The 16,156-nt window shown below is 40.4% G+C and carries 11 protein-coding genes and 2 tRNA genes; 5 read left to right on the top strand and 8 right to left on the bottom strand.

Translation table 11 applies throughout. The annotated features are described in order from the left end of the window. The first annotated feature begins 32 nt into the window (after positions 1–32). Both KKD20_06480 and KKD20_06475 read left to right on the top strand, forming a co-directional pair. Positions 33–106 (top strand) — tRNA-Gln (locus KKD20_06480). Between the two features lie 61 nt (positions 107–167). Further along, a complete protein-coding gene (locus tag KKD20_06475; protein MBU4332728.1) occupies positions 168–1,709 on the top strand; it encodes a glycosyltransferase family 2 protein in 1,542 nt (513 codons plus the stop codon). Between the two features lie 169 nt (positions 1,710–1,878). Here KKD20_06475 and KKD20_06470 read toward each other — a convergent pair whose 3' ends face one another. From KKD20_06470 to KKD20_06445, 6 genes are all read right to left on the bottom strand, one after another. Continuing rightward, positions 1,879–4,944 (bottom strand): hypothetical protein, encoded by a 3,066-nt coding sequence (locus KKD20_06470; protein ID MBU4332727.1) that lies wholly within the window; start codon positions 4,942–4,944, stop codon positions 1,879–1,881. A gap of 273 nt (positions 4,945–5,217) precedes the next feature. Then, complete coding sequence (fmt, locus tag KKD20_06465; protein ID MBU4332726.1) at positions 5,218–6,237, bottom strand: methionyl-tRNA formyltransferase; 1,020 nt, start codon at positions 6,235–6,237, stop codon at positions 5,218–5,220. A gap of 195 nt (positions 6,238–6,432) precedes the next feature. After that, positions 6,433–8,400 (bottom strand): primosomal protein N', encoded by a 1,968-nt coding sequence (priA, locus tag KKD20_06460; GenBank protein ID MBU4332725.1) that lies wholly within the window; start codon positions 8,398–8,400, stop codon positions 6,433–6,435. A 22-nt stretch (positions 8,401–8,422) separates the two neighbouring features. Further along, a tRNA-Ala gene (locus KKD20_06455) sits at positions 8,423–8,497 on the bottom strand. A gap of 290 nt (positions 8,498–8,787) precedes the next feature. Beyond that, positions 8,788–9,057, bottom strand: coding sequence for a hypothetical protein (locus tag KKD20_06450; GenBank protein MBU4332724.1), 270 nt, complete (start codon positions 9,055–9,057; stop codon positions 8,788–8,790). A gap of 323 nt (positions 9,058–9,380) precedes the next feature. Beyond that, positions 9,381–10,760, bottom strand: a complete 1,380-nt coding sequence (locus KKD20_06445) for a hypothetical protein (protein ID MBU4332723.1) — start codon at positions 10,758–10,760, stop codon at positions 9,381–9,383. A 164-nt stretch (positions 10,761–10,924) separates the two neighbouring features. On the opposite strand from KKD20_06445, the gene KKD20_06440 reads away from it, so the two are divergent. Beyond that, positions 10,925–11,143 carry a hypothetical protein gene (locus KKD20_06440; GenBank protein MBU4332722.1) on the top strand — a complete coding sequence of 73 codons (219 nt, stop codon included), beginning with the start codon at positions 10,925–10,927 and terminating at the stop codon, positions 11,141–11,143. Beyond that, positions 11,121–11,648 carry a hypothetical protein gene (locus KKD20_06435; protein ID MBU4332721.1) on the top strand — a complete coding sequence of 176 codons (528 nt, stop codon included), beginning with the start codon at positions 11,121–11,123 and terminating at the stop codon, positions 11,646–11,648. The genes KKD20_06440 and KKD20_06435 overlap by 23 nt, the downstream gene beginning before the upstream one ends. A 78-nt stretch (positions 11,649–11,726) precedes the next feature. Here the strand turns inward: KKD20_06435 and KKD20_06430 are convergent, their stop codons facing one another. Together KKD20_06430 and clpB are read right to left on the bottom strand one after the other, a co-directional pair. Beyond that, on the bottom strand, positions 11,727–12,065 hold the full coding sequence (locus KKD20_06430) for a hypothetical protein (GenBank protein MBU4332720.1): 339 nt from the start codon (positions 12,063–12,065) through the stop codon (positions 11,727–11,729). 128 nt (positions 12,066–12,193) lie between these two features. Beyond that, complete coding sequence (gene clpB, locus KKD20_06425; protein MBU4332719.1) at positions 12,194–14,791, bottom strand: ATP-dependent chaperone ClpB; 2,598 nt, start codon at positions 14,789–14,791, stop codon at positions 12,194–12,196. Positions 14,792–15,256: 465 nt separating this feature from the next. Here clpB and KKD20_06420 point away from each other — a divergent pair. Further along, a partial coding sequence (locus KKD20_06420) for a DUF11 domain-containing protein (protein ID MBU4332718.1) occupies positions 15,257–16,156 on the top strand: 900 nt, incomplete at its 3' end.

Genomic DNA, 16,156 nt, shown 5'->3' with positions numbered 1-16,156 from the left:
AGACTTAAATTTAAATTATAATTATTTGATAATGCCGGGTCGTCTAATGGTAGGACTCCAGGTTTTGGTCCTGGCTATCGGGGTTCGAATCCCTGCCCGGCAGCCAGTCATTTTTTAAATACTGCAATAAAATTGGTAAAGTAAGTTATATCTCCCCGGAGTTAGCGATGTCCTTAAAAGGTGCAGGTGTATTTGTAGTTATGATCCCCGAACATCTCAAAAAATTCAACCCAAAAGAGCGTCGACAGTATCGTCTGTTAGAGATTATCCCTGGCAGTCTGGTTTGGTTAACTTTTACCCTGGCAATCGCGCTCTCATTTATAAAACCCTTATGGGTTATTTATTTTATTATCATTTTTGATTTATACTGGCTCTTTCGGGTCAGTTATTTTGTTTTTTATGTAATTCTGGCTTGGAGAAAATACAAACAGGCGATTAAGGTTGATTGGTTTACTAAAGTCAAAACCATTTCTGGCTGGGAACGGATTTATCATTTGGCGCTTTTACCAACTTGTGGCGAGTCAATTGAAGTTTTACGCACCACATTCAAAAGTATTCAAAATAACGCCTATCCTTTAGACAAATTCATTATTGTTTTAGCTGGTGAAGAGCGAAAAAAAGCGATTTTTCAAGACAATGTTAAGATTTTAAAAAAAGAATTTGAAGGAGTTTTTTATAAAATTCTATTCACCCTACATCCTGATAATGTTGCTGGTGAGATAAAAGGCAAGGGCGCTAATGCTCATTACGCAGGTCATAAAAGTAAAGAATTTATTGATGAACTGGAGATCCCTTATGAAGATATAATTGTTTCTTACTTTGACTGCGACACTTGCGCTCATCCAGAGTATTTTTCCTGCGTGGCTTATAAATATCTAACTCATCCCGATGCTTTGCGAACTTGCTATCAGCCGATTGTTAATTATAATAATAATATCTGGGATGCGCCGGCCGCGATGCGGGTTACTGCTTTTGGTACGATCTTTTGGTTAATGACCGAGTTGCTTAAACCAGAGCGGATGTTCACTTTCTCGTCTCATAGTATGGGTTATAAACCTTTAGTCGGGGTTGGTTTTTGGCAAAAAGATATTGTAACTGATGACTCCAGAATTTTTTTGCAAGGACTCATGCATTATGACGGAGATTTTGCAGTGACGCCGATTTACGTGCCGGTTTCTATGGACACAGTTTTAGCTAAAAGTTATTGGCGAAGCTTTGTTAATTTATATAAGCAACAACGGCGTTGGGCTTGGGGAGTAGAGCATTTTCCCTATATGCTTTGGCATTTTTTAAAAAATAAAAAAATTTCTTTTTGGAAAAAATTTAAGTACGGTTGGAATTTAGGGGAAGGCATGTATTCCTGGGCTACGGCGCCGATTTTAATTTTTGTTCTTGGGCGCCTGCCTTTAGCGCTTGCTCCAGAAACAGTTCAAAAAACCGTGGTGGCGCAGAATGCGCCTTTGGTTTTAGAGTGGCTTATGACTTTTGCGATGATTGGCCTTTTAGTAGCAGCAATTTTGAGCGTGTTAATTTTACCGCCGCGGCCAAAAACCCAGTCAAAATATAAAATTTTGGTGATGATTTTGCAATGGATTTTTTTGCCAGTGACCTTGATTTTGTTTGGCTGCATTCCTGCGTGCGAAGCTCAAACCCGGTTGATGATAGGTAAGTATCTGGGGTTTTGGGTGACCGAGAAGGCGCGGAAATGAGGAGTGACACCCCGAACGAAAGGAGGTGTGTTATATCTTCGAGAGAGAATGGTTGCTATAAATAAATTAGTTAATAAAAACCCCCATCAAATGATATTGATGAGGGCTGATGTGGTTAAAAGAACGAAGTAGTAAGGGTTGGTTGCAATCAACCCTTACTACTAACCCATCATCTCAAAAATCCCTTACTATCTAAATAAGCCTCACACCGGGTCATGATCCCAGCATCATTGCTATGCTCATCAAACTGAAGGGAAAGAAAAGGCTTTCCGGATGCCTCACGGACATAGTGCTTGATACAGGAATCCGGACCACATTTAAAGTTGGTAATATAGATAATGTGGAGGTTGGGATATTTAGCCACCAGCTTAGCGGTTTGGAGAATCTTACGACCATAGCTCCAATACATATTAGGATTGATATCTGAGATGTCTATTCCTTGAATAGGAAGCATATCCATGGGGATAATATTAACGCCATAGTATCGGCGAAGTTTATCAGGGATATCCATGTTGATCCCTCGGTCATTTACGTTATATGACCGGCCCACTAAGACAATTGCGCGTTCATTATGGGTAGCCAGTAGCTCCAGCGCTTCTTGACCAGCCGTCCCGAGGTCCGCCCAAAATTGTTGCTGGGCCAGGTATGCTTGGTCTATAGCCGCGTCACTGCGTTTATTGGAGATCCCAAAACGTCTAGCCAATCCTCTCAATTCTTTCTTTACTTGTTTTGACCCTTCCCGGAAATGAATAGTAGGTACTAGAAACGTATCATGGTAGTCTGCAAACAGCGGAGCCTGTCGGATAACAAAGGGCAGGGTTTGGCCCCAGGGACAGACATGAGACGCTATTTCAGGAACATCGGTTTCTTCATTAAGCATATTTGGCTGAAGAATATAATCCACGCCTTTAGCAATTAGGTCAGTGATGTGCCCATGAGCTACCTTAATCGGAAAACAAGGTTCAGCCACTAGGGCTTCAATACCGGCCTCAGTGATTTGCTTGTTCGTTGGCTCGGACACCACTACTTTAAAGCCCAATTCCTTTAGATAGGCATTCCAAAAAGGAAACCGATCAAAAAAGTACATGCTCCTTGGCAAACCGATTTTAATCTGGCCTTCTACAGCCTCTTGCTCATCATATCCCGCCATCAGAAGTTCCATACGTTTGGCCATCAGGTCCGGAAGCATCGGCTTTTTTTCAACTTTAGCTCGTTTGCGAAACTGGTACGAACACTTGTCACCCCAATAGGTGCGCTCTCCTTCTATATTAAACTCGCGCATTTCACAAAAGTTTGAGCAAGCCCGACAAGTAAATTCTCTGATTGTATAATCCACTGCTTCCAGGCTATACCCCCGGAAGGTGGTGGGTTTTTTGGTCAGGGATACTTTTTCTCTAGCCAAAAGAGCCATACCAATAGCGCCAACCACCCCATTGTGCGGTGGAACAATAATTGGCTTACCGAGTACTTTGGAAAAAGCCGCAGTTACCGAATCATTGTACGCCGTGCCGCCCTGAAAATAAATCACTTCACCAATCTTGCGATCCCGCACTACGCGATTCAAATAGTTATAGACCACTGAATAAGCTAAGCCGGCTACCAGGTCATCCTTTATAGCTCCGTGTTGGAGAAAGGAGGTTAGGTCGCGTTCCATGAATACTGTGCAACGTTCACCTAAACGAATGGGCTGGCGAGATCGGAGAGCCATCTCGGCAAACTGACCGATGATGTTAATTTCCAATTTTTCTGCCTGTTCTTCCAAAAAGGAACCAGTGCCAGCAGCGCAGGCTTCGTTCATGGTGAAATCTACTACCACACCGTCCTGAATACTAATAAATTTGGAATCCTGGCCACCGATATCAAAAATAGTGTCTACCTTTTGGTCAATAAGTTTTTGTCCGATGTATATCGCTCCGGTTTTATGAGCAGTAATCTCATCATTGATAGTATCGGCCCCTACTAACTCGCCGATTAGTTCTCGGCCCGAGCCAGTGGTACCTACACCGCAGATTGTGATTCGGTCGCCAATGGCTTGTTCGATTTCCTGAAGTCCTTTGTGAACTTTCTCAATGGGCCGAGCATCGGTCGTAGTATAGATTTCATAAATAAGATCACCAGCTTGGTCAATGATGACTAATTTAGTGCTGACTGACCCGATGTCAAGGCCCAGATAGGCATCTACTTTCCCAGACTTTTGGAAACGATAGGGTTTGACCCGGTCTCTTAGCAAGATCGCTTTATCAAGATCTAGAGGTTCAGTAAAAGGAAAAGTTGCTTCCTGTGGGGCTTGGAATCGACTTAAATCCACTACTTTAGGCAAAGCAATGGTTGTTTTTTCTTGATAGCTTTGCATTTCCAATAAGGCCGCACCAATGGCGCCTATCCAGGCATAGTATGTTGGTACAAAAAGGTCATTTTCCTCTAGTTTGAACACAGTGCGCATGGCCTGGACCACACCTTGATTAGCAGCCACCCCGCCGATAAAAGCAATAGGTGGTTTGATTTTTTTACCCTTGGTGATGCTTCCTTTAAAATTACGAGCCACTGCCTCGCACAGACCTTTGAGAACTTCTGGCGGCTCGTAACCTTTTTGCTGGGCATGAATCATATCAGATTTGGCAAAGACCGAACAACGTCCAGCAATGGTGGCGGCTTTGCCTGCTCCCATAACAATATCTCCGACATCTTCAATTTTAAAGAGCAATCGGGTGGCTTGTTGATCCATAAAGGAGCCGGTACCAGCGGCACAATCACCACTGGTTTCGTAATCAGCAATCCCAATGCGGTCCGACACGACATCTCGCTCTAACTGGATAAACTTGGAAGTCTCGCCACCCATTTCAAAGACAGTTTTTACTTCCCCATAAAGGGAGGAGATCCCTTGGGTAATAGCCCGAAATTCATTTTCAAACGGAGCATCTAATAACCCACTAATCAACTTTCCACCTGATCCAGTTATGCGGATGCCTCCAATGCAGTCTTTTGGAACCAGCCCTAACAAGGATTTTAGCATTTCTCGCGTAACATCTGTCGGGTTCCCAGCAATGCGTTGATACTTGGTTACTACCAGCAGGTGACCAGCGATAGATGAAAGCCCGTTTTCGTGCAGTAGGGGTTGATTGCAATCAACCCCTACTTTGGTCAATGCCTGTTCTAGCCGTACCCGATCTTCTTCTTCGCCTACCAGTGCCATTTTAATACTGATTGAGCCAATATCTATTCCTATGACAATCATTTTCGCCTCCTAAGGTTGATGTTGTGAGTCAGACTTGGGTAATATCAGAGTTACTGTATTACGATGATAGCATGGGGGGAGGGGTCTGTAAAGCCCACGACTTCTATCGAGCTTTAGTTCCGGTTTTTGGGTGACGGAAAAGGATAGGAGCTGGGTAAGTGTCCGGAATGACATTAATAAAAAACCGTTATCAGCTTACTCGAGCTGATAACGGCTTTATTTTTTTAAGATTTTTATTATTTTTCCTAGTTACTAGTTTCTTGTTTCTTGTTACTAATTTCTAACACTCAACACACTCCCCACAATCTTCCCATGCCCTCTTAAAAATTCTTCAGCACCCATAGCTCTCTTGCCCTCCAATTGAAGTTCCTCAATAATCAGAGCATCTTTACCGCAATTAACAGCTAATTTTTTCTTCTTGGTTAAAAACACTTTGCCGGGTTTGCTTTTTTTACAACCATCGCATTTTTGCACTTGGATGATTTTTAGAATTTTGGAATTCCAGAGACTCCAAGTGCCGGGCCAAGGCGCAAAGGCGCGGATTTGGCGCTCAATTTCTTCTGCGCTTTTATTCCAATCAATTTTACCGTCTTTTTTCGCAAGCTCGCGCGTGACTATTGCTATTTTGTGGTCTTGGGGTTTGGGTTTATAATTGCCGCTTAAATAGTTTGGCAAAAAATTAATTAGCAATTTACCCCCAATGCCTGATAGCCGTTTAGCTAAGCTTCCCGTAGTATCATCAATCTTTACCTTTTCTTTTCTACTAGCCAAAATTGGTCCATGGTCCAATTTTTCGTCTAAAAGCATTATGGTAACGCCAGTATTTTTCTCTCCATCAAGAATCACCCGCTGCATAGGTGAGGAACCACGGTATTTTGGCAAAAGAGAGGGGTGGATGTTAATACAGCCAAATTTTGGAATGTTAAGAATTTCTTTAGGAATCAGTTGGCCGTAAGCACAGACAATGATTAAGTCGGGCCTTAAGTTTTTTATTTTTTTTATCCATTCACCTGAATCGATTTTTTCGGGTGTCATCACCGGTACTTTATATTTCAAGGCTAATTCTTTAATGGGAGTGGGGGAGACTTTTTTGTTTCTGCCGGCCGGCTTATCTGGTTGGGTAAAGACAGCTGTGATGATGTTGCCTTCCGAAAGAAGCCGCTCTAAATCCAGAAGTTGTTTTAGAATCGGTACGGCAAATTCATCGCTGGCCATAAAAATTATCCGAAAATCCGAAATCTGCGGTTTTGGTTTAAACCAAGGAAAAGGAATTTTAATTTGAGGAAATTTCATTAATTTAAGATTAGATTTTTTAACATATTTTAGCGGTAGCAAGGGGAATCTGTTTACAGTATAACATTTGCAATCACAAGATACAAGGATACAAGAGACAAATTACAAAAAAACCTCAAAACACAAATAACAAATTTTGAACTGTTTTTGTGTCTTGGAATTTGTTATTTGGAAATTTTTTGTATCCTTGTTATTCTATAGAATTTCCTCCGGCTCCACATCAATCAGCCAATTATTGGGGATAACAGCAATGGGTAGTTTAAAATCCAAGGAGGTTTTTAAAATTATTTCTTGATGGAAACGGCCGCGGATTTTTGAAACATAGGGAGAAGCTGGCCCAATAACTTGAATACTTTTGATTTTTTGCAATTGGTTAGCAAGGCGCTCGGCTTCACTAACTCCTTGGTTTTGATTTTCATTTTTATAAATTAATTTAATTAGTTTGATAAAAGGAGGATACCCGAGTTGCCGTCTAGATTCAATTTCTTGTTCAAAAAATTGGTCATAATTTTGGGCTACGGCATATCTGATAGAATAATGTTCTGGCGTATAGCTTTGGATCAGCACTTGCTTGGCCTTATTAAACCCCGCCCAAACTAAAATTTTACTTATCATTTGAAAAGTTTTCTCGCAAGAGCGAAAACTTGGACGGTGAAGCAAAGCATCGCTTGAAACAATCCCCACCAGACCCACATTTTCCAGGTTGGGAAATAATTTAAAAAACAATTGCGTGCCAATAATGATGTCATATTTAGCAATATCTAGGCGATAGTAAGAAGCGTCTTTGTCAATGCGGATAATTTTTTTATCAGGAAATAGTTTACGCGCCTCTTGTTCAATTTTTTGGGTGCCCGTACCCGGGAATTTTATATTATGTCCCTTACAGGCTGGACAAGTGAGCGGGGCATCAGTCTTAAAGCCGCAATGATGGCAAATTAGTTGTTTCTCGGTTTCGTGATAGGCGAATGGCAGATTACAATGCGGACATTTATATAAATAATTGCAATCTTTGCATACTGCCATTGTCGCCGTGCCCTTGCGGTTTAAAAAAAGAACAACCTTTTCACCTTGCTCTAATGTCTCCTTCATCCTTTCCTCCATTTTCAAACTAATTGGCGAATATTCATCCCTACTCAACTCATTCACCATATCTATTAATTCTACCGCGGTTTTCTGATTAATCAATTTTACAAATTCGAGTTTGAAATTTGAAATTTGAAATTTGAAATTTTTTTGTATCCTTGTATCTTGTATCTGGTATCTGGTATCAATCCGCGGCGCTTTGCTCGCAAACATCACCTTGACTCCTAACTTTTCCGCAATTTTCCGCACATCATATCTCGGATTCATGTCAGATTGTTTGTGGTCGCTAGCTTCCTCGTCATCAATAATAATTAACTCCGGGTTTTTCATTGGCGCTAAAATCGCCGACCGGGTTCCTAAGATAATTTTTGCCTTATTCCCGCGTATCTTAGTCCAATTATTATAACAAGCAGTCTTTGCTAATTGGGCGTGTAAAAGCACTATTTTTGAACGAAATTGGGGGTATAAATAGTTATGCAAGAATTCAACGTCAGTAATTTGGGGCAAAATAATTAGAATTTGTTTTTTTTCGCGGATGCAGTGTTCAGCCAGCTTAATGTAAACAGTAATCTTTTCCCGCAAATCATTCCATTGAAAAAGAACATTTTTTTGGGAGTTAATGATTTCGTCAATAGCTTTTTTAATCTCTGGCAACCGCGACTTCAGCACAGTCAGTTTGAACCCAATATCTTGATATCTTGATATCTTGATATCTTGATTTTTTGTTTTCGGCACATCCGGTGCAAATGTTTTCAACACCAAAGCTAAAGGAGCATAATAATACTCGGCAATCCAGTTCAGCGCTTCAATTTGCCGTGGATACAAAATCGGTTTTTCATCCAAAATTTTGATGATTGGTTTTAATCTCCTTATTTCTTTATTTTCGTTAGAATCTGAACTTGTTGAAGGTCTCTGTTTCTTTATTTCTATAATGATTCCCTCAACTTTCTTATTTCTAAACGGCACCTCCACCATCTGCCCAATTTTAATATCTAGTTCCATTTCTCTGGGAACTTGATAATCAAATATAGAGTTTGCAGAACGGGGGAGTTTAATTTTAGGGATTATTTTGGCAATCATGGAAGATAAATTAAGGGCGCAATGGACCCGAGGGGATTTGAACCCCTAGCCCCACTTGCTAAAGGTAGGATGTTAACCTGACTTACACCACAGGCCCGAAGACCACCACGCCCAACTTTAATATAGCAAAAAACCGCTGGGAATTCCAGTGGCTTTTTGCTAGCAAGTGGGTAGACCTGAAATGTAATCAGATCTCCTACCTTTGATATAAGTATAGCATGTCTAATTTTTTTGTCAATTTTTAATTGTGGATAATTTTAGCTTCACTAAAAAAATAAAAACGGAAGATGCAAGTAAAACTCACATTCTTCCGTAAAAATCATACCATAAAGGTATAAAAAACTTCATCCCCAACACGGCATGAGGCCGTTCTAATAGGTTCAGGCACTAGAGGACCTTATCTGTCCCCCAGGCAATGCTGGCAACCCCCAATGTTAGGACACCGGCAACTATAGCGGGTCCAAGAACAAAAAGTATTCCCAAAACTGCGGCGATGTAACATGGAAGTTCTGAAAGCCGAGACAAAGCCTTTTTGTGCCTTGGCAGGGCTTGCCACCGCATCTTCCGGCATTCATCGCAAATTCTATCATCAGGATAGCAAACAGGGAACTCACACCCTTGACAACTATCTGGCGGAAATTTAACTCGTCCTTCCATTCGTCCTCTCCTTTCAGTGTTTGGCGAGAGTTTTTGCTAATTCAACTTTTACGATTAGTAGAGCCCATTAGTTTAGAAGCCAAAAATATAACTCCGCAAAATTCTAACACGCTCAATACAAAACAACCAACACTATCAATAACACAAGCCCAAAATGATTCTTGTTCCAGCCAGTCAAAAAATCTGTTCAGTCGAGTGGCAGGCATATTCAACCCTCCTTCTAATGAATGAAATGAGCTGAAAACATTATATCTTAATGAATATTTATATCATGATGATGAATTTTTGTCATAGTAATGGGCAGCAGTCAAATAAATACTAAATCAATAAGCCACACTCACAACTTCGCCTTCCTCATGCAAATCAACAACTTTCTGCGGCACACTTAAAATATTTTTCCACTTATACCCCATTTTTTCAAAAGTCTCGGCCGAGGTAATGGGGCGGCGCTGGCCATCAGAAATCACATAAACCGCGCTAGCAGTTTCTGATTTGATTAGTTTGCCATCTTTAATTTTCACTGGCGGCAGATTAGGATATTTAGAAAGTTCTTCAGTAGTCACAGGAGTAATATGCCAACCCTTAAAATTGATATCCATAACCGAGCGGTCAATTAAGCCTTGTTTGGCGCCGTTCCTAACATAATAAACCCCGCCAGTCTGACGGTTTTGCAAAAGCGCGCCAGTAGGATAAGCGCTTTCCATAGTAATAGGCTCAATTTCAGTGTATTCTTGCAGGTCTTCATTGGTTACTTTGATAACTTCTTCTAGATTAAAACCAATAGTTCTAAAGACTTCCATCGATTGAATGCCCCGAAGATTATCATCTACCAAAAGATAAATGGTGCCAGCAGGCGAGCGGAGTAGGGAATAGTTAGCAAATTTTATTTCTTTGCCGGCGGGAAATTTTTCTATTTCAGTTTTAGAGACCAAAAGGATATTATTAATATCATAACTGGAGATAAACGCAGCTTTGGATTTAAACGGACGCCTGTAGCCGTTTTGAATCAGCCAAACGCCATCTTCGCCTTCAGTCTGCAGTAAAGAGTCATCAGGATAGTTTATGGAAAACCATTTATCCCAAAGTTTCCAAAAATTTTCGTTGCCGTGAAGATGAGGAGTGTAATTATATAAAGCCGCGGTTGCTTCATTGGCTGGGGTTACGGATTCGTTGTCAATAGTTGTGGTTTTTTTAGGCCAGATGAGCCAGGTGTTTCCGCCGCTCGCAAATTGCTCCAGATACCAATTGTAACCTCCGGCCGTCCCGTCAATTTGTTTAGCAAAGCCTTTATATTTAGCGACTTTAGGATCGCTTAAACTACAGCCATCACACACGGCCCAGCCAGTAGCCCAGTCATAGTTTTTTTGAGTGGGAGCCGGATTATCAACCAAACTTTGTTCTTTTTGTAGAGTTACCAATAAAACTTTGGGGTTGATTTCATAATTTTTTGCCGCATTATAAATCAAAGCTGGGGCAGACTTGGTTTTGCCGTCAATATCTTCAAATCGAGCCGTGTAAAGAGTGCCGCCCTTGTTTTTTATAAACTGAACAATATCAAACATTCCCATAGACGCGTAATCAGTCATTTCGGTGTTGGAGAGGATGTAATGGGGGTTGAAGTCCTGGGCGTTGGCAGTTGTGGTCCAAAACAATGAAACAATGAAGCAAGGTAACAAGGCAACAATAATAAATTTGATTCGCATAGGTCTTAGTTAAAACTAGGTTCAATTAATTAGACTTTTTTTCTAACGTTTTGTTACAGTTATTATAGCAGGAAGTAAAAGGGTTGACAAATTAATGTAATAAGTTAAAGTAATAGTTGTGGGTGGTGGTTTGTTCTTTTAAACACATTGCTGTGGAGGATATTATGTTAAGATTAGAGGTTTATGTGAACTTTGAGCAGATAGATAGTCTGGGGATTGTACGCAAAAAGTCTTTAGGTGATGACAAGTATGAGTATGTTATTCGGAGGCCAGTAAAATATGCCCAAGAAACCATTATCCATAAGAGATGTGAGGGTTGGAAAGTATTGGCGCAAAAAGCGCTCAATCGGATGATTGAGATTGACAAGAAAAACGGGCGATGATAAAGTATGGTTGAGCTTGTCAAATCGTTCCTTTTTACTTTCACCCATTTTAAAGGAGGATGGAGCCGTGGCAGTTAAATTAGTTTCTCCGGGAATTTATAGCATTTTCATGATTTTCGTAGTAGTAATACTCGTGATATTTGCAATGTTGATTACAGGACCTTTGATGTTTGGCTTTGAAGATAAACCCCTTATTGGGGCATCATCTTGGCTTGAAGAAGTATCCTTTGAGGTTGCTGGAATAGAGGGATCAATTTATGCCTCTCTTATTAATGCGAAAATTCAGGTGAAGGTTGACTCAACTGCCATTGGGACTCTTTTGACTGTCAATGATTGGTGGATATTTGCCCTTGGTTACTATGACGCGGATGAGGTGATATTAACCGTTAGAACTATGGAGCAAAAGGAGGAGTGGGATAATTATATAAGGTCTAAAAGAGAGGAAATTAAAACTGAACGTGAACAGGCTTTGGCGCCCAGGGATGTTTCACCTCCTTGGCTATAGAGAAAACTAACTAGAGAAAACTAAAGCCCCCTCCGGTTTCAGAGAGGGCTTTTTTCTTTTTCAAAATTTGAAATTAATTTAATTCTGCTCCTGCGGCATTGGTTCCGGTACTATGCCCAACTTTTTTTCTAAAACCACAACCCTGTTAGTCAACCAATCAATAACTCTAATTTCCAAGCTCTCTTTATCTTGCCTGATTTCGAGTCTTTGAATACTTTTTTGCATTTCTTTTAGAGTTTTCATAATTTCTTGAATGCCGTTATAGTTTGCTTGGATACCGTTATAATTTGTTTCAATTTTTTGTCCTAATCTTTTCTCTGATTGTTTGATCGTCAGCTCCACTCCAGGCAATAAAACCTCATCAGTAAATTCACCGAGGTCTTTCATGGTAACTGGTTGATTCATATCTTTTTCCATGGATTTGAAAGTTAAAATTTAATCTGCTTTAATGGTATCATTATAAGAGTATTTTTGTCAAACATCGCTTTATCCACCAATCACTAAATGATAAATGCCTGTCCGCCTTTGGCGGGATAAATGATAAATTATTTTATCACCACCTTTCCTTTTTCTGTATCAATTTTAACTTTAGCTCCTTCTTTAACCCTCCCCTCAATAATCCGCAAAGCCAACTCATCCATAATCATAGTTTGAATGACTCGTTTTAATGGCCGTGCCCCATAAACCGGATCATAACCCTTATTAGTAATGAATTCTTTAAGTTTGTCGCTAAATTCCAGTTTGATATTTTTAGCTTCAAGACGCTTGGCAGCTTGGGCCAATTGCAGTTCAACAATTTGCTTAATGTCATTTTTAGTCAAACTGTGAAACATGATAATTTCATCCACGCGATTTAAAAACTCGGGCTTAAACTGCTCCCGCACCAGATCCATAATCTTATCTTTAGTTTCATTTTTAAATTTGTGGTCGCTAAAGCCGATAGCTTCTTTTTGAATAATATCACTGCCGATATTAGAAGTCATAATGATAATCGCGTTTTTAAAGTTAACTCGGCGGCCCTTGGCATCGGTTAGTTGTCCGTCATCCAAAACTTGAAGTAAAATATTGAACACTTCGGGATGCGCTTTTTCAATTTCATCAAACAAAATCACGCTATACGGCCGGCGGCGAACAGCTTCGGTTAATTGTCCGCCTTCTTCATAGCCAACATAACCGGGCGGTGAACCAATCAATTTGGCTACAGCGTGTTTTTCCAGGTATTCACTCATGTCGATGCGCACCATTGAATCCTCATCATTAAACATGAATTCTGCCAAAGCTCGGGCAAGTTCGGTCTTGCCAACGCCCGTAGGGCCCAAAAATATGAACGAGCCAATAGGTCGATTTTCTTCGCTTATCCCGGCTCGTGAGCGCCGCACCGCATTGCTTACTGATTGAATGGCTTCCTTCTGTCCGAGCACTCGTTTCCCAATCTCTTTTTCCATGCGGGTTAATTTTTCGCTTTCCTCCTCAAGCAGGCGAGTTATAGGCACTCCTGTCCAGCGGCTGACAACCGCGGCAATATCTTCTTCACTGACCTCTTCTTTTAAAATTTGTTTTTCTTTTTGCAGTTTAGCTAATTCGGCGGCTTTGGCTTTAAGCTCTTTTTCTAATTCTGGAATTTTGCCGTATCTAATTTCGGCTACTTTTTGGAGCTCTGAATTTCGTTCAGCAATTTCTGCATCCTGTTTTAAGCCGTCAATTCGTTTTTTAATCTTTTGAGTTTTAGAAATGACTTCTTTTTCCGCTTTCCACTGGACTTCCAGTTCGCGAGATTGTTCTTTAAGTTCGGCTAAATCTTTATCTAAGTTCTTAATTCTGGCTTTAGCTTCGCGCGAACCTTCTTTTTTTAAAGCTCGTTTTTCAATTTCCCATTGCATTTCCTTGCGCTTAAATTTATCCAGCTCCTCGGGCATGGAATCAATCTCCATACGCAAAGCAGAAGTTGCTTCATCAATCAAGTCAATGGCTTTATCCGGTAATTTACGGTCAGAAATATAACGGTTAGAAAGTTCTGCCGCGGCAATCAAAGCAGAATCTGTAATCCTTACTCCATGATGAACTTCATATTTCTCTTTGATGCCGCGCAAAATAGCAATAGTATCTTCCAAGCTCGGTTCACTCACGTATACGGGCTGGAACCGACGTTCCAAAGCCGCGTCTTTTTCAATATATTTTTGATATTCTTTGAGCGTAGTGGCGCCAATCGCATGCAATTCACCCCGAGCTAAGGCCGGTTTTAACATATTGGAAGCATCAACGGAGCCCTCGGCGCTTCCAGCGCCGACAATTGTATGAAGTTCGTCCATAAATAAAATTATTTTGCCAGCCGCTTCTTTAATCTCCCGAAGCACGGCTTTGAGTCGGTCTTCAAACTCGCCGCGGAACTTGGTGCCGGCAACGAGTGAGCCCATATCAAGCGAAATTATTTCTTTATCTTTCAAACTTTCAGGCACATCGCCAGCCACAATCCTTTGGGCCAAACCTTCAGCAATGGCGGTTTTACCAGTCCCGGCTTCGCCGATTAGAACCGGATTATTTTTAGTGCGCCTGGAGAGCACTTGCATCACCCGTCTGATTTCATCATCCCGGCCAATTATTGGGTCAAGTTTTTCTTGTCGGGCGGTTTCCGTCAAATTGAGAGCGTATTTTTCCAGGGCCTGGTATTTAGCTTCCGGTTCGGGGTCAATTACTCGTTGGGTGCCCCGAACCTCGGAAAGGATTTTTAAAACTTCCTCATATTTTATATTGCTCTGTTCCAAAATGATTTTGGTGGGGGAGTCAACTGTTAAAATTCCCAAAAACAAATGTTCAGTAGATATAAACTCATCCCCAAATTTTTTAGCTTGATTTGATGATTCATTTAAAACTTTTTTAAAATCTTGGGAAACATAAATTTCAGCAATCCCGCCAGAGGTTTCTACTTTTGGCAGTTTATTTATTTCTGTATCCAGTTGGGATTTTATCATTTCTATATTCACGCCCAATTTCCGCAAAACCGAAAGCACCACACTTTCTTCTTGAGAAAGCAGAGCGTAGGTGAGATGAGAAATATCAATCTGTTGTTGGCCCTTGTCGCTTGCTAATGTTTGCGCGTTTTGCAAAGCTTCTTGGGATTTGGTTGTGAAATTTTGGTTTAACATAAATATAATCAATTTGTGCGATTTGTGCTAAATTTGTGCGTTAGCACTCTCAACCGTAGACTGCTAATATCATTATATGTTATAAATTAACAAATTGTCAAGAAGCGAAAATAATATTTGCATAAGTTAGTATTGAAATAATATAAATATAATATAATATAATCAGGTGATAAGCCTGGTACTTGAATCAGTTTAAAATTACCAGAATCCACTCTTTGATAGGGTGGTTTTTTGGTTACTATTTATAGAAGGCCAATGGGATTATTGTTAGCAATACTGTTGATCTTCTTTTCTTACTTCAAAATTTAAAAACCCACACTTTAGAGCTATAAGGTGCGGGGTTTTTTAGTATGTTTTCGCCTAATATTAGTCAAAAAACGATATTTTTCTTATTCTACCCCTTGACATTTTTTTGGGGATATGCTAAGATTGGAGGTTAAAAATTAATCTTAATTCAACATTCTTATGCTTTACAAAGAACCATTTAAACCGCGAAAAAGTCTGTTTTACGGCATTTTTAAACAATTAAAGAAAAAATCGGTTTTAGCAGTAATTCTGGTGTTGTTTTTAAATTTATTGGCAGCTAATTTAGTTTTTGGCTGTCATGTTAATTTAAGTATTGATAAAACTGACTCTCCAGACCCAGTCCAACCGGGCCAAGAAATTACTTATAGTATCAGTTATACAGTAGAAGCAGTTGGCTATGACGCTACAAATGTTATAATTACTGACCAACTTCCTTCGGAAGTTAGTTTTGTTTCCGCTTCTGTTCCCGGAGTTGAAAGCAGTGGCATAGTCACATGGCAACTTGGTAATGTGAGTTCAAATAATACCAAGAACGGCACAGTAACCTTAGTGGTAAAAGTTAATCAGGGTGTTGCTGACGGGACAGTGATTGCTAATACGGCTGTTATTGATACTGACCAAACCAGTCCAAAAGATAGTACCACAGATACAACCGTTTTTGTCCCATCTTTTTGCGGTGATGGCGCAAAACAGTCTCCTAACCAAGTAGGTACTGGCGGTCCTTTAAATGATGGCTATGAGGATTGCGATGGCACTGACGGCGTTGGCGCTCATCAAGAATGTAATAGCCAATGTATTTTACAAGATTTAACTTTTTGCGGTGACGGCACTATTCAGAACCCTAATGATGATGGATTTGCTGAGCAGTGTGAAGTTAATACAGATTGCGGCGACCAAAATCCTTACACTGTTGATGTTTGCGATTTATGTTTATGCGAACATCATGACCAAACCTTTTGTGGTGATGGCGCAAAACAGTCTCCTAACCAAGTAGGTACTGGCGGTCCTTTAAATGATGGCTATGAGGATTGCGATGGCACTGACGGCGTTGGCGCTCAT

The organism is Patescibacteria group bacterium (genome assembly GCA_018896645.1).
GTDB lineage: Bacteria > Patescibacteriota > Patescibacteriia > UBA2591 > JABMQE01 > JAHIMF01.
The sequence above is the reverse complement of the archived record's forward strand: the minus strand, read 5'-3'. Positions and strand labels throughout refer to the sequence as shown.